The 25364-nt window shown below is 70.5% G+C and carries 22 protein-coding genes; 11 read left to right on the top strand and 11 right to left on the bottom strand.

All coding sequences use genetic code 11. From position 1 onward, the window contains the following. Positions 1 to 239 precede the first annotated feature (239 nt). Both AB0383_RS28345 and AB0383_RS28340 read right to left on the bottom strand, forming a co-directional pair. Positions 240 to 3581, bottom strand: coding sequence for a glycosyltransferase family 2 protein (locus AB0383_RS28345; protein WP_366188975.1), 3342 nt, complete (start codon positions 3579 to 3581; stop codon positions 240 to 242). A gap of 621 nt (positions 3582 to 4202) precedes the next feature. Then, a complete protein-coding gene (locus AB0383_RS28340) occupies positions 4203 to 4460 on the bottom strand; it encodes a WhiB family transcriptional regulator (protein WP_220247102.1) in 258 nt (85 codons plus the stop codon). 320 nt (positions 4461 to 4780) lie between these two features. Between AB0383_RS28340 and AB0383_RS28335 the strand changes: the two genes are divergently transcribed. Continuing rightward, the gene (locus AB0383_RS28335; RefSeq protein WP_364172605.1) at positions 4781 to 5539 is read left to right on the top strand and encodes a site-2 protease family protein; all 759 of its coding nucleotides are present in this window, start codon (positions 4781 to 4783) and stop codon (positions 5537 to 5539) included. 36 nt (positions 5540 to 5575) lie between these two features. On the opposite strand, the gene AB0383_RS28330 is transcribed toward AB0383_RS28335, so the two are convergent. From AB0383_RS28330 to mshB, 3 genes are read right to left on the bottom strand one after another with little or no spacing between them, the layout of a single operon-like run. Further along, complete coding sequence (locus tag AB0383_RS28330) at positions 5576 to 6373, bottom strand: hypothetical protein (protein ID WP_366188974.1); 798 nt, start codon at positions 6371 to 6373, stop codon at positions 5576 to 5578. Continuing rightward, on the bottom strand, positions 6366 to 6731 hold the full coding sequence (locus tag AB0383_RS28325; RefSeq protein WP_364172607.1) for a hypothetical protein: 366 nt from the start codon (positions 6729 to 6731) through the stop codon (positions 6366 to 6368). The genes AB0383_RS28330 and AB0383_RS28325 overlap by 8 nt, the downstream gene beginning before the upstream one ends. A gap of 34 nt (positions 6732 to 6765) precedes the next feature. Further along, positions 6766 to 7593, bottom strand: coding sequence for an N-acetyl-1-D-myo-inositol-2-amino-2-deoxy-alpha-D-glucopyranoside deacetylase (gene mshB / locus AB0383_RS28320; RefSeq protein ID WP_364172128.1), 828 nt, complete (start codon positions 7591 to 7593; stop codon positions 6766 to 6768). 544 nt (positions 7594 to 8137) lie between these two features. Here mshB and AB0383_RS28315 point away from each other — a divergent pair. The 6 genes from AB0383_RS28315 (at position 8138) to AB0383_RS28290 (ending at position 14657) form a co-directional block, all read left to right on the top strand. Beyond that, the gene (locus AB0383_RS28315; RefSeq protein WP_364172130.1) at positions 8138 to 9886 is read left to right on the top strand and encodes an ABC transporter family substrate-binding protein; all 1749 of its coding nucleotides are present in this window, start codon (positions 8138 to 8140) and stop codon (positions 9884 to 9886) included. A 195-nt stretch (positions 9887 to 10081) separates the two neighbouring features. Next, on the top strand, positions 10082 to 11062 hold the full coding sequence (locus AB0383_RS28310; RefSeq protein ID WP_364172132.1) for an ABC transporter permease: 981 nt from the start codon (positions 10082 to 10084) through the stop codon (positions 11060 to 11062). Continuing rightward, positions 11055 to 12008, top strand: a complete 954-nt coding sequence (locus tag AB0383_RS28305; RefSeq protein ID WP_364172134.1) for an ABC transporter permease — start codon at positions 11055 to 11057, stop codon at positions 12006 to 12008. Before AB0383_RS28310 ends, AB0383_RS28305 begins: the two co-directional genes overlap by 8 nt. Then, positions 12005 to 13096 (top strand): ABC transporter ATP-binding protein, encoded by a 1092-nt coding sequence (locus AB0383_RS28300; protein WP_364172136.1) that lies wholly within the window; start codon positions 12005 to 12007, stop codon positions 13094 to 13096. The genes AB0383_RS28305 and AB0383_RS28300 overlap by 4 nt, the downstream gene beginning before the upstream one ends. After that, positions 13096 to 14127 carry an oligopeptide/dipeptide ABC transporter ATP-binding protein gene (locus AB0383_RS28295; RefSeq protein WP_364172138.1) on the top strand — a complete coding sequence of 344 codons (1032 nt, stop codon included), beginning with the start codon at positions 13096 to 13098 and terminating at the stop codon, positions 14125 to 14127. The genes AB0383_RS28300 and AB0383_RS28295 overlap by 1 nt, the downstream gene beginning before the upstream one ends. Positions 14128 to 14204: 77 nt before the next feature. Then, complete coding sequence (locus AB0383_RS28290; RefSeq protein WP_364172140.1) at positions 14205 to 14657, top strand: hypothetical protein; 453 nt, start codon at positions 14205 to 14207, stop codon at positions 14655 to 14657. An 18-nt stretch (positions 14658 to 14675) separates the two neighbouring features. Here the strand turns inward: AB0383_RS28290 and AB0383_RS28285 are convergent, their stop codons facing one another. Then, a complete protein-coding gene (locus AB0383_RS28285; protein WP_364172142.1) occupies positions 14676 to 16400 on the bottom strand; it encodes an ABC transporter family substrate-binding protein in 1725 nt (574 codons plus the stop codon). A gap of 261 nt (positions 16401 to 16661) precedes the next feature. Continuing rightward, the gene (gene typA / locus AB0383_RS28280) at positions 16662 to 18590 is read right to left on the bottom strand and encodes a translational GTPase TypA (RefSeq protein WP_364172144.1); all 1929 of its coding nucleotides are present in this window, start codon (positions 18588 to 18590) and stop codon (positions 16662 to 16664) included. 231 nt (positions 18591 to 18821) lie between these two features. Between typA and AB0383_RS28275 the strand changes: the two genes are divergently transcribed. Further along, entirely contained in the window at positions 18822 to 18989 is a 168-nt protein-coding gene (locus tag AB0383_RS28275) for a hypothetical protein (RefSeq protein WP_220247896.1), read from the top strand. Between the two features lie 125 nt (positions 18990 to 19114). Here the strand turns inward: AB0383_RS28275 and AB0383_RS28270 are convergent, their stop codons facing one another. After that, entirely contained in the window at positions 19115 to 19414 is a 300-nt protein-coding gene (locus tag AB0383_RS28270) for a YciI family protein (protein WP_220244063.1), read from the bottom strand. Positions 19415 to 19621: 207 nt separating this feature from the next. Here AB0383_RS28270 and trpS point away from each other — a divergent pair, with 207 nt between their 5' ends. Next, positions 19622 to 20587, top strand: a complete 966-nt coding sequence (gene trpS, locus AB0383_RS28265; protein WP_364172146.1) for a tryptophan--tRNA ligase — start codon at positions 19622 to 19624, stop codon at positions 20585 to 20587. 60 nt (positions 20588 to 20647) lie between these two features. On the opposite strand, the gene AB0383_RS28260 is transcribed toward trpS, so the two are convergent. From AB0383_RS28260 to AB0383_RS28250, 3 genes are read right to left on the bottom strand one after another with little or no spacing between them, the layout of a single operon-like run. After that, positions 20648 to 21040 carry a (deoxy)nucleoside triphosphate pyrophosphohydrolase gene (locus AB0383_RS28260; protein ID WP_285972604.1) on the bottom strand — a complete coding sequence of 131 codons (393 nt, stop codon included), beginning with the start codon at positions 21038 to 21040 and terminating at the stop codon, positions 20648 to 20650. A 23-nt stretch (positions 21041 to 21063) separates the two neighbouring features. Further along, a complete protein-coding gene (locus AB0383_RS28255) occupies positions 21064 to 22395 on the bottom strand; it encodes an ATP-binding protein (protein ID WP_366188973.1) in 1332 nt (443 codons plus the stop codon). Then, entirely contained in the window at positions 22392 to 23102 is a 711-nt protein-coding gene (locus AB0383_RS28250; protein ID WP_360594300.1) for a response regulator transcription factor, read from the bottom strand. The genes AB0383_RS28255 and AB0383_RS28250 overlap by 4 nt, the downstream gene beginning before the upstream one ends. A 145-nt stretch (positions 23103 to 23247) precedes the next feature. Between AB0383_RS28250 and AB0383_RS28245 the strand changes: the two genes are divergently transcribed. Together AB0383_RS28245 and AB0383_RS28240 are read left to right on the top strand one after the other, a co-directional pair. Next, on the top strand, positions 23248 to 24351 hold the full coding sequence (locus tag AB0383_RS28245) for an outer membrane lipoprotein carrier protein LolA (protein ID WP_366188972.1): 1104 nt from the start codon (positions 23248 to 23250) through the stop codon (positions 24349 to 24351). Next, a complete protein-coding gene (locus AB0383_RS28240) occupies positions 24348 to 25361 on the top strand; it encodes an ABC transporter ATP-binding protein (RefSeq protein WP_364172154.1) in 1014 nt (337 codons plus the stop codon). Before AB0383_RS28245 ends, AB0383_RS28240 begins: the two co-directional genes overlap by 4 nt. The last annotated feature ends 3 nt before the right edge of the window (positions 25362 to 25364 follow it).

Raw genomic sequence — 25364 nt, 5'->3', positions numbered from 1 at the left:
GCCCGGCTCTGCCGCACGGCGGCCCGGCGCTGCCGCCCGGCTCCGCCGTACGCCGGCCCGGCTCCGCTGCACAGCTCTGCCGCACGGCGGCCCTTCTCCGCCGCACAGCTCCGCCGTACGCCGGCTCGGCTCCGCTGCACCGCTCCGCCACACGGCGGCCCTTCTCCGCTGCACCGCTCCGCCGTACGCCGCACAGCTCTGCCGCCCGGTGGCCCGGCTTTGCCGCACGGCGGCCCGGTTCAGGGGCGAGGGGTGCGGCGGCGGGAGGGCACCGCGGTGAGCGCCGTGAACAGCACCGCGGCGAGCTGGGCGAGCAGCAGCAGGCCGCGCTCGGTGCCCGGGAACGCAAGCGAAACCTCCGACGACTGCGGCGGGATCGACACCGCCACCTGGTGACCCCAGGCAGGCACGATCGGCACGGCCTTGCCGTTTACGCTCGCCGTCCAGCCGGCCTCCTGCTCGGCGGCCAGCACCAGCAGCCGGCCGGTCGGGCCGTCGGAGGCGCGCACGCGGACGTCGGGCAACCGCGCGTCCACCGGCGAGACTCCGGGTGACGCGCCGGGCGCGCCGCCGCCCGTGACGGCCGCCTTGGCCAGCTCCGGGGAGATCAGCGTGACCTCGCCGGCCTTCGGCAGGAGCCGGACCACGGGCCGGCCGTCGGACATCGGGGCCGCCGACGCGACAAGGTCGCCGGCCGGCGAGACGAGGGCCTGCGGATTGCTGCCGGGCGGGAGGATCACGTACTCGACGCCGGACACCGCGGCGGCCGCGACGGCTGATTTGACCGCGTTGGCGTCCCCCGTGAGCAGGTCGCGGCGCCAGTTCGCAAGCCGCTCGCGCGTGCCCGGGGTCGCGGCGAGCTGGTCGTCGCCGAAGAGGGCCAGCCGGCCGCCGGTCTGGCGGGTGAGCCGGCCCAGATCGAGCACCGCGCGGCCGCTGCCGGCGAGGTCAGCGGCCACCTCGGGCGCGAGGGCGGGGCGCGGCTGGGCGGTGAGCGGGCCGCTGTGGCCGGTGCCGACGGCGCTGACGCCCAACGCGATCAGCACCACCACCCCGGCGGCGCCCGCGACCTTGGGCAGCCACGGCGCGGGCACACTCGCCGAGCCGCCGCGCTGCCAGGTCGCGAGGACCGCCCACAGCAGCCCGGCGCCGACGACCAGCAGCGGCACGCCCGTGTAGCCGGCGGCGGCGGGACCGCCCTGCATCGGTGTCACCGGAACCTGCCGCACGAGCACGACCGCGGCGACACCGAGCACGGCTAGCGCGAGGCCGCCGGCCACCTGCTTCGTCGGCCGGACCACGAGCGCGACGAGCGTGGCCGCCAGCACCGCGACACCGATGGGCCACGCCCCCGGGCCACCCGGTGTCAGCCCGGCGAGGTCGGCGCCCGACGCGGGCGCGGCGGGACCGCCGAGACCGTGCAGGAGCAGTTCGGGGTGCTTGAGCAGCACCGTCGGCCACGGCAGGAGCAACACGAGCGGCAAGATCACCACGATCCCGACCGAAGCGGCGCGGCGTGCGAGGCCCGTCGGCGCCGGAAGAACGACGAAGCCGAGCAGCAGGCCCACGAGCGCGAGAGCGTGCGCGAGCGGCGAGAACGCGCCGAGCACCGCGACGCCGAAGGCCGAGAGCGCCGACACGTGCAGCCAGCGCGTGCCCGGGCGCGTCAGCAACCGAGCGATCCCGGCGACGACGAGCGGCAGCATGAGGTGGACCACCACGACGTCGAGGCGCCCCTGCGCGACCGACGCGGTGGCGGCGGGCAGCAGGGCGTACGTGGCCGCGACGACCGCGCGCACCCAGCGGCGCACGGGCAGCTTGCGCGTGGCCGCGTACGCGCTCAGCGCGGCGAGCGGGATGTCGCCGATGAGCAGGATCGCCACGAGCGCGGCCGGGCCGCCCACGGGCGCGAAGATCGCGCCGATGGTGCCGAGCACGGGCAGCGTCGCGGGCGCGGGCGCGCCGGTGCCGCCCGCGACCGCGTGCCACGGCGCGAGGTAGGTGGACCAGATATCGCCGAGACCACCGACGGGCAGCAGCCCGCCGCCGGAGAGGTCCAGACCGAGGCGGCCGCGGTTGACCGCGAAAGCCAGGGCCGTCAGCAGCACGACGAGGACCACCGGCGGGGCGAAGATCGTCGCGGCCAGCACGCGGCGGCGATTCACCTCGACGAAGACGAGTCCGGGTTCACGGGCCGGAGCCGGGCGCGGTGTGGGCGAGGGCTTCGCGCCGTCGCCGGGATCGGCGACGGTTTCCTCCGGAACTTCCTCGCGTTCCGGCGCCGTGTCCTGTTCCGCCGGCACCGCGACGGCCACGACGGTGCCCGGCCGGCGCAACCCCGAACCACGGGAACTCAAGCCGCGCAAGGCTCCTGCGGGCAAAGCTTCGGGTCCGACGGGCCGGCGGTCCGCGGCGCCGAGCGCTTCCGGCGCGATCCACGCCGGCTCCTCGGTGAGGCGTTCGGGGACCGTGCCGAGCGCGACGTCGCTCTCCACGCCACGGCGCACGAGCCCGACGACGCCGGCGCGCAGGGCGTTGCGCAGCCGCGTGTACCGGCCGACGAACAATCCCCGCACCGTGCCGGGGCGCGGAGAGTTCCGCCGTTTCGCCCGCGCTGCCCGGAGTTTTCCGCGACCGCTCGTGAGATAGGCGAGCGCGGAGAGTTCCGCGCGCGCTTCGGGAGCGCGCCTCAGGACGAAGAAGACGAGCGCGCGCAGCAGTAGGAGCAGAGGCAGCCGGACGAGCCCGAACCAGAACGAGAACGGCGAGCAGTTCACGAGGAACACGCGCAGCCCGTGCGCGCGGTTCACGGCCGCGAGCGAGCGGCCCGCCGCGTCGGGCGCGCGCCGGCCCGTCGACAGGGCGCGCGCGTGGCGGACGCGGGCGGCCGGCACCGAGAGCACGAGCGCGCCGGCGGCGTTGGCGCGCCAGCCGAAGTCGAGATCCTCGCGCAGCAAGGAGAAGTCCTCGTCGAAGCCGCCGAGGGTGTCCCAGAGTTCGCGCTGCACCAACGATCCCGCGCTAGGCACGGCGAGCACCTCACCGGGTTGGTCGCCGGGCGCGGCCATCTGCTGGCGGTGCCCGGACGCGTCCGTGGACAGCCCCGCCTCCACGATCAGGCGCGGCTCGGCCCAGTCGAGCCCGAGCGGCCCGAGCACCTTCGCGGACGGCGCCGCATCGGCGGCTTGCAGGAGCTGCTCGAGGCAGTCGGGTTCGGGCGCGCAGTCGTCGTGCAGCAGCCACAGCCACGCACCCGGGTCGCCCCACCGTTCCACCGCGTGCGCCACGGCGGCCGCAATCGCCGCAGCGAAGCCAGTTTCACTCGAAAGAGTGATGACGCCGGACAGCACCGGCTGCGAATCGGGCCCCGCTGTGACCCCGCCGGGTTCGGCCGCCTCGGCGAGCAGCTTCGCGGTCAGGTCGGTGGACCCGGTGTCGACCGCGAGCACGTGCCGCGGCCGGACCGTGCTGCGCCGCAAGGAAGAAAGTGCGAGCGGCAGCCACTCTTCGCCGTCGTGACAGACCACAATGGCCAGAACGGGCAGCGTCCTCACGAGCGACGGTGCGACGGTGCGGGTCAACAACCACTCCTGGTCAGGCTGCGGGCGGGTGCGGTCACCCTACGGCTTCACCCGCGCACGCGGCGCCGGACCCGCACCCACCTTTTCGCCGTCGCGGCGTCGAACGTTTCGCGCCGAACGCCGTGTCGATCACACTGACGTCTCCACCACATACGTCCACGCCTCGGGACGCACCGACCACATGCGACACACCACGACGGCACAACTACCGTCGTCGCCCACTTCGATCCCCACCGCCAGGCTGGGATTGGTTCGCGCCGAAACCCCGCCACAGCGGCAAGTTCCCCACGCACACTCCATTGACGCCTGGCTACCCACGCGGTTGCCCGCCCAAACCCCGAAGTTCGAGAAAGATCCACAACCCCGGCCGCGCCTGACCCGGTAGCCCGATCCGGCGCTATACCAGTAAAAACACCACAAAAGCGAGAGGGCCCGCGCCATGCACGGACCCACCTCACCCCTAACAGAACCAGTCAACCCGCCGCACACGCCAAACTCCCAAGGCGACCACGCCGGGGGTCCGGGGGCTCGCCCCCGGGCGGGGTCTGGGGGTTGCACCCCCAGAAGACACCGATCTAGCGAGACGTGGTCCACGCTTTCCGTGGACACACTTCCCCCTCGCTAGATCGCGCGCTTTTTCAGCTTCCGCCGCTCGCGTTCGGACAGACCGCCCCAGATGCCGAAGCGCTCGTCATGCGCCAAGGCGTACTCCAAGCACTCGTCCTTGACCTCGCAGCCGAGGCAGATCCGCTTGGCTTCGCGGGTCGAGCCGCCCTTCTCGGGGAAGAACGCCTCGGGGTCCGTCTGCGCGCACAAGGCGCGCTCCTGCCAATCCTGTTCCTCCTCGGTGGCATCGAAGAGGTCGGTCAGATCCCCCAGCTCCTGCTCAGGGTTCTCGCCCCAACCCACGACGTGCCCCCACTCCCTCTTTTCAGGCCTCGAGTCGGTCCTCGAGCCTTCCGCTTCCAACCGCACGTCCGCCTCCTCGCTCCTACGCACTCCCCAGGCTGGCGGTGGTGAAACGACATCCGCTGTCCCCTCTCGACAGCGAATGACATCACTGTGATTACACCCGTGTAGTGCGGTCAGGTCAAGCGGAGTAGCGAGTTCGGGGGATACCTCTCGCGCGTTGCGCAAGGGGACACGCCGAAGACTTCACACCGGGCATACGGAAGACTGGTGGAGTGCAGAGATCAGCAGTGCGGCCCAGCCCGGTCTTCATCGGCATCCTCGCGGTCGCCGTCCTCGGCGGAATCCTGGCCGCGTACGGTGATTCACTGAGTCTGACGGGTGACAAGGACCCGCTCTACGTCACCGGAGTCGTACTCCTCGTGGCCGGCGGGTGGATCGCTTCGCTGACCCTGCACGAGTTCGGCCACGCCTTCGTGGCCTATCGCGGCGGCGACGCCGGGGTCGCCCAGAAGGGCTACCTCACCCTGGACGTGCGGCGCTACACCGACCCCGTCCTGTCGATCCTGCTCCCGCTGATCTTCCTCCTCATCGGCGGCATCCCGTTGCCCGGCGGCGCGGTGTGGATCAACCGCGGCGCGCTGCGCAACCGCGCGACGTCGTCGTGGGTCTCGCTCGCCGGCCCGCTGTCGAACCTCGGGGTCGGCGCCGCGCTGTGCCTCGTGGTGGCGCTGGTGCCGATGTCGACCGGCCTGTTCTTCGGCCTGTCCTACCTGGCGCTACTGCAGGTGATGACGTTCCTGATCAACATCCTGCCCATCCCCGGCCTCGACGGCTGGGGCGCGATCGAGCCGTACCTCTCGCCGCAGGCGCGGGCATTCGGCGCGCGCGTGCGGCCGTGGGCGCCGCTGGTGCTCTTCGCGTTGTTCTTCGCGTTCCGCCCGCTGTCCGACGCGCTCTGGTACGTCGCGGGCCTGATCTTCGACGCGCTCGGCGGCAGCGACCTGGCCGCGCAGTTCGGGCAGTCGGCGTTCCTCTTCTGGCGTTGACGGCCGCGGTCCGGCTCGGAGTTCAGGCGGTTCAGCTCAAGAAAAAGAAGCCCAGTGCGAGTTGGCCATCAGCCAGCCGTGCGCGCGCTTCCAGATCTGCTTGAGCCCCCAGCGCTCGCCGAGGTAGTCGCCCGCCGCGCCGACCACCGGGACCAGCCCGAGGGCCCGGTGGTAGAAGCGGCCGCGCGGGCGCTTCTCCAGCTCCTCGGTGATCCCCCACAGTGACCGGCCGAGCCGCCACAGTGTCCCGGCGACGGCCTTCACCGTCACCTTGCCGTGGGCGCGTTCGGATTCCGTCAGTTCTTCGGTGAGCCGCGCCGCCGCACTGTCCTCTGCGGACTCGTCGGCGGGCTTGCCCGCGGCGAGCACCGGGTCGAGGTCTCGCTCGAACAGCACCGACGCGATCAGCCGCACCCGGCTGCCGACATCGGTCACGCCGTACTCCCCCGCGATCGCGCACAGCAGCAGCCCCTGCGACGCGGCGCCGAGCGTGTCCTGCACCGGCAGCCGGTCGGCGAGCGCGCCACCGAGGCCCGGGATCGAGGTGAGCGCCGACGTGAGCCGGCCGACGCGATTGACCCACCAGCCGCAGCGCGCGTCGATGTCCATGCCGGCCCACGCCGCGGTGCCGGGAACCTTCACCGACGTGAGCGCGCCGAGCACCTTCTCTTTGAAACCGTCGTCGCCGAACTCCTCGGCCGCCTCGGTCTTGCGGGCCCGCGCCCGCAGGCCGAACGGGTCCGACTCGCGCAGCGCGTCGAGCATCGGCGCGCAGGCCCGGACGAACGGGCGCAGCACCGCCACGACCTGACGGTCCGAAATGGCCTCAGCCACGGAGCTTGCCCTTCGCCGAGGCCGCGCGGCCGAGCCCGCCGCCGAGCACGAGCGCCGCCGGCAGCGCGCTCGCGCCGAGCAGCAGGATCGCCCGCCAGTCCTGAACGAGCACGAGATCGCCGCCGGGTCCGGCCAAGCCGATGGCGAAGACCACGACCACCCACACCACGAGCGGCCCCCACGACAACCCCGGCCGCACGAGCTTCGCAGCCGCCAGCACCAGCCACGGCGTCGTGACGGCGCCGACGAGCGCCGTCAGCGGCAGTGGCACCTCCCCGAGCGCGCCGACGCGCAGCGGCAGGAAGAACACTTCGAGCAACGCCAGCAGCAGCGCGTCCAGGCACAGCACCACCAGCATCAAGCGCTGATCGGGGCTCAGCGGGGCCGGCACGTCACAGCCCTCCGAACAGGTCGGTGTCCGCGCCGGCCGCGCCGCCGTGGGCGAGCACGAAGTATTCGGCGGGCGGGATCGGCTGCGCGATGTCGTTGGTGAGGGCGAAGTGCGCGATCTCTCCGTCGACGACCGTCAGCTGCGTCTCGTGGGCGCGCAGGGCCGCGATCTTCGCCGGCAGGTGGGCCGAGGTGTCGAGCACGGTCGTGACCTTCTCATCCGCGGTGCCGGGGAGCTCGTCGTCTTCGGGTACCCGGAATGGTGAGCCGCCATTCGAGCGCAGCCGCGCGAGCCCCGCGTCGACTGCAGCCCGGGAGTGCACCACGTGGAAGACGCGTTCGACCGAGGCCGCGCGCGGTGCCGCCGCCATGGTGACGTCGTGGGCGCGGATGTGGTCGGGGTGGCCGTAGCCGCCGAAGGAGTCGTAGCTGACCACCACCTGGGGCGCCAGCTCGTCGAGCAGCTCGGCCAGCTGGGCGGCCTGCTCGTCGAGGCTGCCGCCGGCGAACGCGCGCGGGTGCTCGGCCGCCGGCGTGCCGGCCATGCCCGAGTCGCGCCAGCGGCCCATCCCGCCGAGGTACTCGTGGCGCGTCACGCCGAGGGCGGCGCAGGCGGCCGCGAGCTCGCCCGAGCGGTAGCCGCCGAGCTGGTCCGCGGCACCCGAGGCCAGCAGCGCCAGCCGCGGCGGCACGATCTCGCCTTCCTCGCCGAGAGTGCACGTGACCACGGCGACCTCGGCGCCTTCGGCGGCGTACCGCGCGATGGCGCCGCCGGTCGTGATGGTCTCGTCGTCGGGGTGCGCGTGGACGAGCAGGAGCTTTCGGATCACGACACCAGGTTAATGAACTCCGCCCGCGGGGCCGGGGCCCCGCCGTTCCCGATCCCGGAACGTTCCGCGGCAGGGGTTCCGCCCACCTCGCGGGACCGCCCCGGAAAGGGTGGGACACGCCCTCCGGCCCGCACTCCGGTAAACGGTCGCCACCGTTCACGAGATCAGGTTAATTCCTTGTCACTTCCGGTTCGTCACGGCTGTGTGACTAGTCCATTCGCGGGGTCCACAAAGAGCATGGCGTCGGTTATTGTCCCCCGAGCCGAATGACCCACCGAGCCGTGGCCGTCCCCGAACGAGGACTGCGATGATCGAAGATTAGCTACCGTGAGTAGTCGATCAACCGCAGAACCCGTGGTGGAGATAGGCAAGACGAGATTGCTGTTCCATCACGATCTCACTCAGAGTGTCCGGATCGATAGTTTTGACGGCTGTCCACTGCCTAGGTTGCACGACTACGGTGAGCGAACTCGATTACATCGAAGCTCGCGGTCAGGAAGAGGTCGCCTCGCAAACCCGCGACGGCGTCGAGCAAGGAGAATGAATGTTAGTGACGACAAGGTCGCGCGCCGCGAAGCTCGGTGCCTTCGTCGCGGGTGCGGCCCTTCTGCTCTCCGCGTGTGGCGGTGGCGGCGGCGGCAACAGCGCGGTGCAGACCGGGCAGGCATTCGCCGACTGCGACAAGAACCCGAACAGCTGCAACACGGTCCAGGCTGACCAGCTGCAGCAGGGCGGCGACGTCACGTACGCCATCGAGAAGAACATCCCGAACTGGAACGTGACCTCGGCCGAGGGCAACGTTTTCGAGACGGGCATGGTCACCAAGGGCATCCTGCCCTACACCTTCTACGCGACGCCGGACCTCAAGCCGGTCCTGAACAAGGACTTCGTGGAGTCCGCGGACGTCACCAGCACCAACCCGCAGGTGGTCGTCTACAAGATCAACCCGAAGGCGTCCTGGGACGACGGCACCCCGGTGTCGGCCGACGACTTCATCTACAACTGGAAGGTCCAGAACGGCAAGGACTGCCCCGACTGCCAGGCCGCCACGACCTCGGGCTACGACCAGGTCTCCTCGGTCGTCGGTTCGGACAACGGCAAGACGGTGACCGCGACCTTCTCCAAGCCGTTCACCGACTGGCGCCAGCTGTGGAGCTCCTCGGGCGCGATGTACCCGGCGCACCTGGCCGCCCAGCACGGTGACACCAAGACCCCGGCCGGCCTCGCCTCGTCGTACAAGTGGTTCGGCGACACCGTGCCGACCTGGACCGCGGGTCCGTTCAAGATCTCGAAGTTCGTGAACAACCAGTCGGTGACCGAGGTCCCGAACGACAAGTACTGGGGCGCCAAGCCGCACCTGTCGAGCGTGATCTTCCGCGTCATCACCGACGCCACGCAGGAGCCGACGGCCCTGCAGAACAACGAGGTCCAGGTCATCTACCCGCAGCCGCAGGTCGACCTCGTGAACCAGGTCAAGAACATGCCGAACATCTCCTCCTACATCGGCCTCGGCCTGACCTGGGAGCACTTCGACTTCAACCTGAAGTCGCCGGGTCTCGACAACAAGGCGCTGCGTCAGGCGATGTTCACGGCGATCAACCGCAAGGACATGATCGCGAAGACGGTCGGCCAGTTCACCAACAAGGTCGAGCCGCTGAACAACCACAACTTCATGCCGCAGCAGTCGGGCTTCAAGGACGTCGTCTCGTCGACCGGCCAGGGCACTGGTGACATCGACAAGGCGAAGAAGCTGCTCACGGACGCCGGCTACAAGCTCAACGGCACGCAGCTGCAGGACCCGTCGGGCAAGAACGTCGGCCCGTACCGGATCCGCTACACCGTCGGCAACCAGATCCGCCAGGACGAGTGCGAGCTGTTCGCCGCGGCCGCCAAGCAGCTGGGCATCACCGTGAACGTCTCGCCGACCGACGACCTCGGTGACACCACCACCAAGGGCGACTACGACATCATCGTGTTCGCCTGGGTGTCCTCGCCGTTCCCGTTCGCGGGTGCCGTCCAGAACTGGGTCACCGGTCAGGGCAGCAACTACGGCAAGTACTCCAACCCGCAGGTCGACAGCCTGATCGCCCAGGCCAACACCGAGACCGACCAGGCCAAGGCCACGGACCTGCTGAACCAGGCCGACCAGATCATGTCCGACGACGCGTACGTGCTTCCGCTGTACCAGAAGCCGACCTTCATCGCCTCGTCCGACAAGATCGGGAACATCCGCAACAACTCGACGCTCGACGCCCCGGTCTACAACATGGCGGAGTGGGGCCTCCGCAAGTGATCACCACCCGGTAGATTCGCGGGTAGATTCACGCAGGACAACCGGTGAGGGGCCGGCACATCGCCGGCCCCTCACCGCATGTCCGAACCGTCAAGTCCGCTTCATCCCGAACTCCAGATTTGCCTCTCTCGTCGCCTCGGCCCTGCCACCACAAGCGGCGGGCCACGGCAGAACCACCAGAGCAGGAAGACCTCCATGCTTGCCTTCGCACTGCGCCGGCTCTTCGTCTCGGTGCCGATCCTCATCGTGTCGACGTTCCTCGTCTTCGTGATGGTGTCGCTCTCGGCCAACCCGTTGAGCTACCTGATCCAGAGAAACCCGCCGCCACCCCCGCAGACGATCGAGCTCGAGCGGATCCGCCTGCACCTCGACCAGCCGATCTTCGAGCGGTACTGGCACTGGATCACCGGTGTCTTCAGCGGTGACTTCGGCCCGTCGGTGCAGTCGAACCTGAACATCGGCCACGAGGTCTTCGTCCGCTTCGGCGTGACCCTGCGCCTGATCGTGCTGGCCATGATCGTGGCCGTGATCCTCGCCGTGATCATCGGCGTGATCAGCGCGGCCCGCCAGTACTCGAAGTTCGACTACACCGCGACCTTCTTCGGCTTCCTGTTCCTGTCGATGCCGTCGTTCTGGTTCGCCATCGTGCTGAAGCAGATCGGCATCGGGATCAACACCTCGGTCGGCGACCAGATCTTCTACACGATCGGCTCCTCGTCGGTGATCACACCCGACGGGTTCGGAGCACAGCTCGGTGACGTCGCCGGCCACTTGATCCTGCCGACCATCTCGCTCGCGCTGACGAGCTACGCGGCCTGGAGCCGCTTCCAGCGCGCGTCGATGCTCGAAGTCCTCAACTCGGACTACGTGCGGCTGGCCCGCGCGAAGGGCCTGCCCCGCTGGACGGTGACCCGCCGCCACGCGCTGCGCAACGCGCTCATCCCGCTCACGACCGTGACGGCCCTGGACATCGGCGCGATCCTCGGCGGTGCCGTGGTGACCGAGACCGTGTTCCAATGGCAGGGCGCGGGTACGTTCCTGCTGACCGCGATCAAGCAGAGCGACGTCTACGCCGTGGAGGCGTGGCTGCTCATCGCCGCCACGTTCATCATCCTGCTCAACCTCATCGCCGACCTGCTCTACGGCCTGCTCGACCCGAGGATCCGCTATGCGTGACGAATCGACGACCGAAGAACTGCCGACCGGAGCGGACTCCCGCCTCGACGTCGCGACCCAGCCGGACACCGTTCCCGAGCGCGAGTTCACGGTCAAGGAACGCAGCCAGGCCCAGTTGGTCTTCAAGCGCTTCCTGCAGCACCGGCTGGCGATGATCAGCCTCATCGTGTTCATCCTGATCGTCCTGTTCGCCTACATCGGCCCGCTGGTCTGGAAGTTCACGCCGGCGACCATCACCGAGGACAACTCCGCGCCGCCGTCGGGCACGCACCCGTTCGGCACCGACGCCGTCGGGCACGACACGCTGGCCCAGGTGATGCGCGGAACCCAGATCTCACTGCAGATCTCCGTGCTCATCGCGATCTTCGCGACGATCGTCGGCACCATCTGGGGCTCGATCGCCGGGTACTACCGCGGCTGGATCGACACGGTGCTGATGCGCATCGCCGACCTCGTGCTGACGCTGCCGCTGCTCGCCGTGGCCGCGGTGCTGGCCCACCAGGTGGGTGGCACGTGGTGGCTGATCGCGGTGGTCATCGCCGGCCTGTACTGGGCCTACGTGTCCCGCGTCGCCCGTGGTGTCGTGCTCTCCTTGCGCGAAAAGGAGTTCGTCGAAGCGTCCAAGGCGCTCGGCGCGAGTGACGCGCGGATCATCTTCCGGCACCTGGTGCCCAACGCCCTCGGCGCGATCATCGTGAACCTGACGATCCTGGTGTCCATCGGCATCCTGCTCGAGACCGCGCTGTCGTTCATCGGTTTCGGCGTAACCGCGCCCGACACGTCGCTCGGCCTGCTTGTCAGCACCGCGCAGACAGCGGTCGACACCCGCCCGTGGCTGTTCTACTTCCCGGGCGTTTTCATCATCCTGATCGCGCTGACGATCAACTTCATCGGGGACGGCCTGCGCGACGCGTTCGACCCCCAGCAGACGAAGGTGCGCGCATGACCGAGTACGAGTCCAATGGCCATGGCGGTGATCCCGTCCTCACGGTGGAGAACCTGACCGTCCAGTTCCCGACCGACGACGGCGTGGTCAACGCCGTGCGCGGCGTGAGCTACCACCTGCAGCGCGGCGAGGTGCTCGGGATCGTCGGCGAGTCCGGCTCCGGCAAGTCCGTGACGTCGATGGCCGTGATGGGTCTCCTGCCGCGCACCGCCAGGATCTCCGGCTCCATCCGCTTCGGCGGTGTCGAGCTGCTGAAGGCCAGCGAGAAAGAGCTCAACAAGGTCCGCGGCAAGGGCATCGCGATGGTCTTCCAGGACCCGATGACCTCGCTGAACCCCGTGTACACCGTGGGCGACCAGATCGCCGAGGCGATCACCGCGCACCACAACGTGCGCAAGGACGTGGCCAAGAAGCAGGCGATCGACCTGCTCGACCTGGTCCGCATTCCGAACCCGAAGCAGCGCGCGGACGAGTACCCGCACCAGCTCTCGGGCGGTATGCGCCAGCGCGTGGTGATCGCGATCGCCATGGCCAACAACCCGGACGTGATCATCGCCGACGAGCCCACCACGGCGCTCGACGTGACCGTGCAGGCCCAGATCCTCGAAGCGCTGCAGGCGGCGCAGAAGGAGACGGGCGCGGCGATGGTGCTGATCACCCACGACCTCGGCGTGATCGCCGGCCAGGCCGACCGGGTGCACGTGATGTACGCGGGCAAGGTCGTCGAGTCCGGCACCGTCGACGAGATCTTCTACACGCCGCGGATGCCGTACACGCTGGGCCTGCTGGGCAGCCTGCCCCGCCTCGACGTGAAGACCGAACGGCTCACGCCGATCACCGGCTCCCCGCCGGCCACGCAGAACATGCCGCCGGGCTGCCCGTTCAGCCCGCGGTGCCCGATCTCGCAGGACATCTGCGACAAGGAGGAACCGCCCCTGGTGGCGGGCCCCGGCTCGCAGTTCGCGGCCTGCCACTTCACCGAGCAGGTCATCGGCCGCGACCCGGCCGAGCTGTTCAGCGCCACCTCGGCCGACACGGCAGCCGTCCCGGTCACCGTCGACGCCGCGACCGACACGGAGAAGATCTGATGAGCGAGGTTACGGCGACCCGGACGCCCGTCCTCTCCGCCCAGAACCTGGTCAAGCACTTCCCGATCCGCGGCGGCGGAGTCATCCGCCGCACCACGGGAGCGGTTCAGGCCGTGTCGGGCGTGTCGTTCGACATCTACCCGCACGAGACGCTCGCGCTCGTCGGCGAGTCGGGCTGCGGCAAGTCGACCACCGCCCGCATCGCGCTGGCCCTGCAGCCGCTCACCGACGGCAAGGTCACCTACGAAGGCCGCGACCTGGCGAAGCTGTCGAAGCGCGAGCTGCAGCGTCTGCGGCGCGACATGCAGATCGTGTTCCAGGACCCGTACGCCTCGGTGGACCCGCGGCTGCCGGTCAACGAGATCATCGCCGAACCGCTGCGCATCCACGGCCTCTACGAAGACGGCGGCCGCCAGCAGGTCCGTGACCTGATGAAGACCGTGGGCCTGCGCCCGGAGCACGGCAACCGCTTCCCGCACGAGTTCTCGGGCGGCCAGCGCCAGCGCATCGGCATCGCCCGCGCGCTCGCGCTCAAGCCGAAGGTGCTGGTGCTCGACGAGCCGGTGTCGGCGCTCGACGTGTCGATCCAGGCCGGCGTGCTCAACCTGCTGAAGGACCTGCAGGCCGAGCTCGGGCTGTCGTACCTGTTCGTGTCCCACGACTTGTCGGTCGTGCGCCACGTGTCCGACCGCATCGCGGTGATGTACCTCGGCAAGATCGTGGAGACCGCGGAGGCCGAGGACCTCTTCAACAGCCCGACGCACCCGTACACCCAGGCGCTGATCTCGGCGATCCCGGTGCCGGACCCGCGCAAGGAACGCACCCGCCAGCGCATCGTCATCACCGGCGACGTGCCCAGCCCCGCGAACCCGCCCTCGGGCTGCCGCTTCCGCACCCGCTGCCCGAAGTTCGCCAACGAGATCGACGACGCGGGCCGCAAGAAGTGCAGCACGGAAGAGCCGCTGCTGATCGACCACGGCCAGGGCCACCCGACGGCGTGCCACTTCGCGGAGAGCCTGCAGCTGATCTGAGTCCGTCTTGACGAGAAACGCCCCGGTGCCGCTTGCGCGCGCCGGGGCGTTTTCGTTGTGAGACAAAGGAGTAACCCGTGATCACGGACCCCACGCTCACCCGAATCGGCGAGGCGGTGCAGCTCGGTCACAGCGGCGACCGGGAAGGCGCGCGCCGGGTGTTCGCCGAGATCTGGGCCGAAATCGGTGGTGCGCAAGGGGATCCGCTGCACCGGTGCACGCTCGCGCACTCGATGGCCGACGTGCAGGACGACGTTCGACAGGAACTGCTTTGGGACGAGCGCGCACTGGCGGCCCCCGGGCGGCTGACCGACGCCCGCATGGCGGAGGCCGGACTGACGCTGTCTGCGGCCGGGTTGTCTCCGTCGTTGCACCTCAATTTGGCCGAGTGCCACCGCAAGCTCGGAGACCTCGACCGAGCCCGTGCGCACCTGCGCGAAGCGCAAGCGACGATCAGCGCGCTCGGCGACGACGAGTACGGGCAGCTGATCCGGCAAGGCCTCCAGCAGATCGCGGATCGGCTGCGCTGACCGGCGACCGCCAGGTGGTCAGCTCGTGCCGCGGGTCCAGTTCACCGCGGAGCCGAACGGCCCCAGCATCGGCGGCCCCGGCGTCAGCCCGGAGATGCCCTTGCCGACGGCCAGGGTCTCGGCTTCCTGGAACAGCGGGATCACCACGTTGGCCGACCAGAGCTGCGGTTCGAGCGTCTTCAGCGCGTCCGCCAGCGTCGTCGAGCCGGTGAGGGCCGAGTCGATCGAGGCCTGGAGGCCTTCGTTGCACAGGCCGGCCGAGTTGGCGGGCACGATGGCCTTGGTCGGGTCGGCCGTGGCCTGGTCGGGGGCGCAGCCGAAGGTGGACGCGAGCACCGTGGCCGGGTCGCCGCCGACAGGCTGCGGGACCACGGCGATGTCGACGCCGACGTTGCCGTTCGCGTCCGGGCCGGCCTGCTGCTGGCCGTTGAGCACCGGCATCGCGAGCAGCGTCGAGAACAAGTCGCGCGGCTCGGGTGTGATGGTGTTGACCTGCACGCCGCCGGCGATGAGCTCGTCCGAGAGCTCCTTCGCGATCGACGCGTAGGGCTCCTCTTCGCCCGGCGAGGCGATGACCAGCGACAACGTCTTGGTCCCCTTGCGCCACACGCCGGCTTCCTTGGTGTAGCCGGCGGCCTTGAAGTAACCCTCGGCCTTCGTCGGATCCGGCGCGGCGGGCGGGCCGGCCGGGATGGTGGGCGCGTAGCCGGCGCCGGTGGGCGGGAGGACCTGCGCGTCGGCCTTCAGGGCGGCGGCGGGGCCGCCCATGGCGCCCGCCGTGATGAGCTTGCCGCGGTCGAGCAGGGCCGCGACGCCTTGGCGCACCTGCGTGTCGGACAGCACCGCACTCACAGGTCGCAGCAGGACGGTGGCCTCCATGGGCCGCGCCAGCGTTGTGAGCTTCACAGCGGAGCCAAGGTCGTTGAGCAACTGCAGGCCGTTGGCGTCGGTGCGGGTGAGGGAGAACTGGTCGTTGCCGCTGCGCAGCGCGGTCGCGATGCCTGACGGGTCGGAGCGGCGCAGGATCAGCGTGTCGACGGCCGCGGGCTTGTCCCAGTAGCGGTCGTTGCGCTGCAGCGTCACCTCGCCGCGGGCGGTGTCGATGGCCTTGATCGCGAATGGTCCCGCCACGGCCGGGAAGCTCGTCGCCAGCGCGGCCTGCCAGCCGCCCGGGGAGTCCTTGAGCAGGTGCTGCGGGAGCAGGTTGTCGAACAGCGTCTGCCAGGCCGGGTACGGCTTGCTGAAGGTGACCTCGACTCCCTTGCCGCCGTCGCGCGACTCGATGTCGCTGATGAGCCGGTAGCCGGCAGGCTCGATCACGCCGGGCTGCGACTTCATGGCGTCGGCGAGGTAGGTGAAGTCCTCGGTGGCGATCGGCGCGCCGTCGGACCAGGAGGCCTCGGGGCGGATCTCGTACTTCACCGTGAACGGCATCTGCGACACGACCTCGGCCGAGGTCATCAGCGTCTTGTCGAGCGTGCGCTTGCCGTCGTCGGACTGGCGGAACACCGAGGGCAGCAGCAGCTGCGACAGCGCGGACGTGACCGTGGACGAGTCCGCGAGCGTGTGCGGGTTGTAGCCGCCCACCACGTCGTCGACGCCCACCACGATCTGCGACGCCGTGGGCTGCGACGGGGTGCTCGACGTCGGCGCCGCGGTCACCACCGGAGGCGGTGGAGTGTTCGAGCACGCGGCGAGAAGCGCCCCCGCGAGCGCCAGCACCGGCGCCGCCTTGCGTCCCATCCGCACGCGTACCCTCCCGATTTCCCGCGGTCCGAGCCGACATGCTGCCACGCCAGAGGCTGCTCGGCACCGAGATTCCCACATCCGGCCGGACCGGCCGACACCGGAGTGGATACCGCCAACCGGTGGACGTGCGGGAACCCCGCCTGGTTCCCGTTCGTGATCAGCGGCGCGGCATCGTGACCGGCGCGCGACCCGCCCGTGAACGCCGAAGGGCGCCCCGCCCCGGCGAGGGGAGAGGCGCCCTTTCGAGAAGAACTGTCAGCCGTTGTCGCGGCTCTTGGCGCGCGAACGCTCCTTGGCGCGGGTGTTGATGTCCAGCGTGACCTTGCGGACGCGCACGACCTCCGGCGCGACCTCGACGCACTCGTCGACCGAGCAGAACTCCAGCGCCTCTTCCAGGCCCATCTTGCGCGGGCGGGCCAGCGTCTCCATCACGTCGGCGGAGGACTGACGCATGTTGGTCAGCTTCTTCTCCTTGGTGATGTTGATGTCGAGGTCCTCGAAGCGCGGGTTCTCGCCCACGACCATGCCCTCGTACACCTCTGCGCCCGGCTCGACGAAGAAGGTGCCGCGGTCGGCCAGCTGGATCATCGCGTACGCGGTGACGGGGCCGGTGCGGTCGGCGACCAACGAGCCGCTGTGACGAGTGCGGATCTCGCCCGCCCACGGGAAGTAACCCTCGAACACGTGGTTCGCGATGCCGGTGCCGCGGGTCTCGGTGAGGAAGTCGGTGCGGAAGCTGATCAGGCCGCGCGACGGGAGCACGTACTCGAGCTTGATCCGGCCGCTGCCGTTGCCGCTCATGTCCTCCATGCGGCCCTTGCGCGCCGCGAGGAGCTGGGTGATCGCGCCGAGGTGCTCCTCGGGCGAGTCGATGTACAGGCGCTCGAACGGCTCGTGCAGCTTGCCGTCGATCGTGCGCAGCACCACCTGCGGCTTGCCGACGGTCAGCTCGAAGCCCTCGCGGCGCATCTGCTCGACGAGGATGGCCAGCGCCAGCTCGCCACGGCCCTGGACCTCCCAGGTGTCGGGGCGCTCGGTCGGCAGCACGCGGATCGAGACGTTACCGATCAGCTCCTGGTCCAGACGCGCCTTCACCAGGCGCGCGGTGACCTTGTCGCCGCCGTTGCGCCCCGCCAGCGGCGAGGTGTTCACGCCGATGGTCATCGAGATCGCGGGCTCGTCGACCGTGATCCGGGGCAGCGCCACCGGGGTCTCGGAGTCGGCCAGCGTGTCACCGATCGTGATGTCGGGGATACCCGCGATGGCCACGAGCTCACCGGCGCTGGCCTCCAGAGCCGGCACGCGGGTGAGCGCCTCGGTGACGAGGAGCTCGGAGATGCGCACGTTCTGCACCGTGCCGTCCTCGCGCATCCAGGCCACGGTCTGGCCCTTGCGCAGCTTGCCGGCGTGGATGCGGATCAGCGCGATGCGGCCGAGGAAGTTGGACGCGTCGAGGTTCGTGACCAGCGCCTGCAGCGGCGCGTCGAGGTCCGCGGCGGGCGGCGGCACGTGGCGCAGCAGGGTGTCGAACAGCGGGTCGAGGTTCTCGCTCTCGGGGATCTCGCCGTCGGCCGGCTGCTCCAGGCTCGCCTTGCCGGCGCGCGCCGAGGCGTAGACCACGGGCAGGTCGAGGATCGCGTCGTGGTCGGCGTTCTCGATGTCGCTCGCGAGCTCGAGCAGCAGGTCGTGGGTCTCTTCCACGACCTCGGCGATCCGGGCGTCCGGGCGGTCGGTCTTGTTGACCAGCAGGATCACCGGCAGGCCGGCTTCAAGGGTCTTGCGGAGCACGAAGCGGGTCTGCGGCAGCGGGCCCTCGCTCGCGTCGACGAGCAGCACCACGCCGTCGACCATCGCCAGGCCGCGCTCGACCTCGCCGCCGAAGTCGGCGTGACCCGGGGTGTCGATCACGTTGATGGTGACCTGACCGTCGGGCGTCTGGCGGTGGATGGAGGTGTTCTTCGCGAGGATGGTGATGCCCTTTTCGCGTTCGAGCTCACCGGAGTCCATGACGCGGTCGACGAGCTCGGCGCGTTCGGCGAAGGCGCCGGACTGGCGGAGCATGGCGTCGACCAGGGTCGTCTTGCCGTGGTCGACGTGTGCGACGATGGCGACGTTGCGCAGGTCGGGCCGGGTCTTACCGGACGCGCGGCCGGTTTCGACTGCGGTGGCGCTGGCTGCGGGCACGCGAAGACTCCTGAACTACGAAGGCGGGTGGGTGGCCGCGTCGCGGGCCCAGCGGTGGCCTCCACCAAAACGGCTTCGCCACCTCAACCGGCATCGTGACCGGCTTTGGCCACACGCGGACTTCATAAGGATACCTGTTGCCGAAGTGTGAGGACCGCCACGCCCCATGATCGGTTAGGCTCACCTAACCTGAACACTCAGGAAGTGCCGCCGAGGACGTGGGAGCCCACCGTGGGCAAAAAGGACAAGAAGCAGCCGGACACCCCAGCCGGGGTCGTCCGCAAGCTGATGAAGGCCGGCAAGGTGAAGAAGAAGTGCTGCCGGTCGTCCTCGAGGTGCAAGAAGTGTCCGGTTCTCGCGTTGAAGAAGGCGAAAACGGACCTTGCGAAGGCGGCTTGAGCGTTTCTTTCCCGGCGGCGACAGTTCCGAGAGGTTTCACCCGCCGTTCGCGGCCCGGCTTCTCCCCACGACGGCCCGTTCGCCCGTTCAGCGTGACCGAAATCTCCTGCCGCCGAACGCCCTGATCAGTGCGCCACGGCCTCGTTGACCAGGCGCAACTCGGGTGCCGTCTTCGTCGGTGAGAACTCGATCACCTCGTAGTGCGCGAGGTGCTGCGTCGCGAAGGGGTCCGTGGCCAGGATGGCGTCGAGCTTCCCGCGAGCCATCGGACGCGTGATGATGACGCCGCCCGTGCGCGGGTTCTGGCGGCCGGAGGCCAGGAAATGACCGTGGTCGTACTGCTTACCGAGCCACTCGGCGTGGTCCGGCAGCGCCAGGTCGATCTCCTCGATGGGCGCGGTGTAGGTGAGCAAGACGACGAACATGTCTCGACGGTAAACCCGGTTCCGCACATGAGCACCCGCAAGTGTTCTAAGGTGTTCACCATGTTCGCGCACAGCACCCAGTGGTGGCCGCCCTCCGGCGGCCCCGTTGCTCTGCGCTGAACTCCAGCGAAGGCCGCCCCGGTGGGCGGCCTTCTCGCTTATCAGGCGGGTCTCCTCCCGGGGCACACACCCAGGAGAGGAACCCCAGTGGTCCAGTTATCCGGCATCACCCCGTCCGGCCACGTGCACCTCGGCAACCACCTAGGCGCGTTGCGCCGCTTCGCGTCCGACAGCGAGCCCGACGACCTGTTCTTCGTCTCCGACCTGCACGCGATGACCACCGCGCACAACCCCGCGAAGCTGCGCGCCCTGGCGACGGAGCAGCTCGCCGTGATGGTGGCGACAGGCGTGGACCCCGAGCGCGTGTTCGTGCAGTCCGACATCGCGAAGGAGCTGGGCGCGCTGACGTGGATCCTCGAGTGCACCTGCTCCTACGGCGAGGCCGCGCGGATGATCCAGTTCAAGGAGAAGGCGAAGGGCCAGGCCGGCGTCCGGCTGAGCCTGCTCACCTACCCCGTGCTGATGGCCGCGGACATCCTGCTGCAAGGCGCGTCCGACGTGCCGGTCGGCGAGGACCAGAGCCAGCACGTGGAGCTCGCCCGCACACTGGCCAGGCGGTTCAACACGACCTACGGCGAGGTGTTCACCGTGCCGCGGGCCGTGCTGCCGCCCACGGGCGCGCGCGTGAAGGACCTGGCCGAGCCGACGCGCAAGATGTCCAAGTCGGCGCACGACGCCGCGGGCGTGGTCTTCGTGCTCGACGAGCCGGACCAGGTGCGCCGCAAGATCCGTCGCGCGCGCACCGACGGCGGGTCCGTGCCCGCGTACGCGCCGGAAAGCCGGCCGGGCATCGCGAACCTGCTGGACATCCTCGCCGCCTGCACCGGCCGCGATCCGAACCGGCTGGCCGACGAGTACCCGTCCTACGGCGTGCTCAAGGACGCCGTCGCCGACGCCGTGATCGAAGAGTTGCGCCCGGTTCGTGAACGCACGATGGCCCTGCTCGCCGACACGGCGGAGCTCGAACGCGTCCGCAAGGCCGGCGCCATCCGCGCCGCCGAGCGCGGCGACCACCGGCTGTCCTCGGCGCTGCGCCTGATTGGCGCCGGCTGAAGAGCAGGGGCGGGTTTTCCTTGACACACAAGGGAAACCCGCCCCTGCCACGGCAGAACGTCAGCTGATCAGCAACGCGCGCAACGCCGGGATCAACCCGCGGTCCGCCGGCAGCCAGTCGACGTCGTCGAGCTCGTCCGGCCCGACCCAGCGCAAGGCCGTGTGCTCGACCGCGCGCGGTTCGTCGCCCGGGGAGATCAGCGCGGCGGAGTACACGCGCAGCACCTTCCCGCCCGGCAGCGGCACCTCGTCACCGACGCGCCCGCCCACCGTGACGGCGACGTCGAGCTCCTCCTGGCACTCGCGAGCCAGCGCGTACGAGTCGGTCTCGCCTTCTTCGACGCGCCCGCCCGGCAACTCCCACTGTCCCGCGTGGTGCGGCGGCCACGCCCGCTGCTGGGTGAGCAACTTCCCGTCGCGCACCAGCGCCGCCCCGACGATGACCCCGTCCATCGGCCCAGTGTCCCGCACGGCGTTCACCCGGTTGCCGCGGCCCGATCCGCACGCCACCTGACCTCGAAGCGCGCACCGCCGTCCGGCGACTCCCCCACGCGTACGCGCCCGCCCCGCCGGCGCACGGCCTCGGCGACCATTGCCAGGCCCAGGCCGGTTCCGCCGGACGAGCGGGCACGGTCGTCGGCCACGCGGTAGAAGCGGTCGAACACCTTGGCGCGGTGCTCGGGCGCGATGCCGGGCCCGTCGTCGTCCACGACCACGCGGACGTCGGAGCGCGAGGCAAGCACGGACACCACGATCTGGCCGGTGGCGTAGCGGCAGGCGTTGCGCAGGAGGTTGTCGAGCACGAGCTCCACCTCCGAGTGCGTCGCGAGCGCCCACGCCTGCGCGACGGCAGCGCTCACCCGCGCCTCGGGCGCGCCGGCCGGCAGCCGGTGCACGGCCGCCCGCACCTCCGTGACCAGCTCCACCGGCTCGGATGGTGGCACCTCGCCGGCGTCGGAACGGGCCAGCGACAGCAGGCCGTCGAGCAGGGCCGACAGGCGTTCGGCCTCGGCGAGGATGTCCGTGAGCGTCTCCTGCGCCAGCTCCGGATCCGGGTTCGTCACGGCGACCTCGGCCTGCACGCGGATCGACGCGACGGGCGAACGCAGCTCGTGCGCCGCGTCGCCGGTGAAGCGGCGAAGGCGGCTGCTCACCTCTTCCTGGCGGGCGAGCAGCGCGTTGAACTCCTCGGCCAGCGCGCGCAGCTCGTCGTGCGACGTCGGCAGCGGCAGCCGCGAACCCGGCGGCAACGAGCGCACCAGGCCGCGCATCCGCGCCACCGGCCGAAGCGCGAAGCGCACCACCAGCCACGTCGCGAGCCCCGCCAGCACGGCGCCGACCAGCGCGACGATCACCAGCCACAACCCGCCGGAGTGCACGGCCGCGGCGAACCCGACGAGGCCCGCGCCCGCGACGACCAGCCGCTGGCTGCCGTCCGGCCCGCTCACGACCTGGCCTCGCCAGCGGTCGCCATCCGTCTGCACGGGCACGCCCGCCTTGAGCTGCCCGATCGCGTCGCCGCTCAACGGCGGCCGTGGCTGACCGTCGACCGGCGCGCCCGAGATGTCCAGCACGCGCACCGAAACCGGATCCGCGCCCGCCGGCGGCCGGCCCGCCGCGACCGAGGCCGACGCGGGCCCGAGTGCCGCCCTGAGCTCGTGATCCACGGAGTCGACGAGCAGCGGCTCGAGCCGGCTGGCGGCAAGCGTGGCGAGTCCGAGCAGGCAGGCGAGCGTGATCGTGGTGGCCAGCACCGTGATCCGGACCTGCAGCGAACGGCCCCGCCACCAGGACGGTGTGCCGATCACATGACCTCGTCCAGCTGCGCGTCGGACGCGAGGTAACCGTGGCCGCGCACGGTCCGCAGCAGCGCGCCCGCGCCGACCGCGTCGAGCTTGCGCCGCACGTAACCGACGTAGACCTCGACGAGGTTGCGCGTCACGGCCTGCTCCTCGCCCCAGACCGCGCGCAGCAGTTCGTCCTTCGTGACGACCGTGCCGGCGCGGCTCACGAGCACCTCCAACAGCCCGAACTCCCGCGGCGACAGCGGTACCTCAGTGCCGTCCCAGCGCACCTGCCGCAATGCGCGGTCCACCTCCAGCGAACCGAGCCGCAGCGTGCCGCGCGAAGCGTCGGGCCCGGCGCGCCGCAGCACCGCGCGCACCTGCGCGACCAGCACGACGAAGGAGAACGGCTTCACGAGGTAACCGTCGGCACCGAGGTCGAGCCCGTCGGCCTGGTCGATCTCGCCGTCCTTGGCGGACACGAGCAGGACGGGCGTCGTCACGTTCTCCGCGCGCAGCTGCTGCAGCACGCGATAGCCGGACAGGCCGGGCAGCATGATGTCGAGCAGCACCACGTCGAACGCGCCCGTGCGCGCCAGCCGCAGCCCGGACGGCCCGTCGGCCGCCGTGACCACGTCCATGTCCTCCGCGCGCAGGCCGCGTTGCAGCGCCTTGAGCACGCCCGGCTCGTCGTCGACCACCAGCACCCGAGGTTTCACGAGTTTCATCATGGCCGGTTTGCGCAGGTCGTGCGCGACCTCTCAGCGCGATCTCAGCCGCGGAGGCCGAGCATTCAGGGGAATCTCAGCCTCGAGAGAGAAGCGTCGGTTCCGGGAGCCGAGCACACTGGGGCTCGGAAACACAGGGAGAGACGACATGGATCCGAAGAAGAAGGCCATCACCGCGGCCGTCGTCGGCACCGCTCTGGGGGTCGGGGGGCTCGTGGTGGTCGCGATGCCGGCTTCGGCCGGCGACGCGCCGAAGCTGCCGGCGATCAGCGCCGAAGACCTCGTGCAGTCGGTGATGACGGCCAACCCCGGTCCGTTCGACGGCACCGTGAGCGTGAGCAATGACCTCGGCCTGCCCGCGATGGGCGCCGCCGGCGGCGCGATCCCGGGGATGAGCGCGCTGAACGTCGACTCCGCGCACGTGTTCAGCGACGGCACCGGCAAGGCCAAGATCTCGCTGACCAACGGCGCTTCGCCGGAGACGATCGTCCGCGACGGCACCACGGTGTGGGACTACCACTCCAGCAACAACTCGGCCACGAAGACGACTATCCCGGCCGAGGTCGCCACGAAGCACGACATGGGTGCCGGCGAGATGGCCGACCCGGCCACGGCGACCAAGGAACTGCTGGCCAAGGTGCGCGAGAACAGCACCGTCTCCGTGGACGGCACGGCGAACGTCGCCGACCGCCCGGCCTACGAGCTGGTCTTCACGCCGAAGCCGACCGAACGCACCCTGCTGCGCGAAATCCGCGTGGCCGTGGACTCGCAGACGCGCATGCCGCTGCGGCTTTCCGTGCTGAGCAACGGAACCACGGCGCCGGCGCTGCAGGTGGCGTTCGACGAGGTGAAGTTCGCGCCGCAGCCGGCCGACCTGTTCACCTTCACCCCGCCGCAGGGCGCCAAGGTCACGGAGAAGACCGCGAAGGTCGACGACCAGACCAAGGCGAAGGCCGACGAGGCCATGCAGGACACCAAGCTCGTCGGTGACGGCTGGGACACCGTGATCACGGGCAAGGTGCCGGCCGACGCGCTGTCCGGCAAGAAGCCGGCGGGTGCCTCCGGGGCCGAGGGCCGGGGCGCCGACCCGCAGCAGCTGCTCAGCCGCTTCGCCAAGCGCGTGAACGGCACCTGGGGCAGCGGCTACCTGTTCACCACCAAGGTCGGCGGCGCGGTGCTGACCGACGACGGGCGGTTCGCCGCCGGTGCGGTGCCGGAGCAGGTGCTGTACGAGGCGCTGGGCCAGAAGTGACCGACACGACCAGCGCGCTGGTAGCCGGGGCGGGCATCTCCGAGGAGGTGTCCGCCCCGGCGGTCCCGCTCGCCGCGCGCACGCGCGGGCTGCGCAAGGTCTACCGCGGCACGGTCGCGGTGGACCACGTCGACCTCGACGTGCCCGAAGGGGCCGTGCTCGGGATGCTCGGGCCCAACGGCTCGGGCAAGACGACCACGATCCGCATGCTGCTGGGCCTCGTGCGGCCCACCGAGGGCGAGGTCGAGCTGCTCGGCCGGCCGATGCCCGACGGCGCGCCGCACGCGCTGCCCGACGTCGGCGCGCTGGTGGAGGGCCCGGGCTTCCACCCGTTCCTCTCCGGGCGCGACAACCTGCTGCGCTTCGCCGCAGCCGAGCCGCGGCTGGCGTCGGGGGCGATCCCCGCGGCCGTGGACGGGGCGCTGGAACGCGTGGGCCTCACGGTCGCCGCGCGCCGCCGGTACAAGGGCTATTCGCTCGGCATGAAGCAACGGCTGGGGCTGGCCGCGGCGCTGCTCGTGCCGCGCCGGATGGTGATCCTCGACGAGCCGACCAACGGCCTCGACCCCGCCGGCACGCGCGAGATCCGCCGCATCATCAGCGAGCTGCACGCCGACGGCTGCACCGTGCTCGTGTCCTCGCACCTGCTCGCCGAGGTCGAGGCGACGTGCACCCACGTCGCCGTGCTGCAGTCGGGCAACGTCGTCGCGCAGGGCGAGCTGGCCGAGCTGCTGGAGTCGGGCAACGCGGCGCTGCTCGTGCGCACGCCCGACGCGGAACACGCCGTGGAAGTGTTGCGGGAGAACCGCATTGGGGCCCGGCTGACGCCCGATGGTGTCCGCGCGGACCTCACCGCCACGCCCGCGCCGCGGGTGCTGCAGGTGCTCGTGGGCGCCGGCGTCGAGGTGCACGAGGCGACTCGCGCGCGAACCGGGCTGGAGGACCTGTTCGCGCGGCTCACCGAAGGCGCTGAGAACCCGGCCGGCGCCGAATCCGAGGGGGAAGCATGACCA

This window comes from Amycolatopsis sp. NPDC051373 (genome assembly GCF_040689465.1).
In the GTDB taxonomy this organism is placed as follows: Bacteria; Actinomycetota; Actinomycetes; order Mycobacteriales; family Pseudonocardiaceae; genus Amycolatopsis.
Note: the sequence above shows the minus strand (reverse complement) of the source record. Positions and strands in the feature narration are given on the sequence as shown.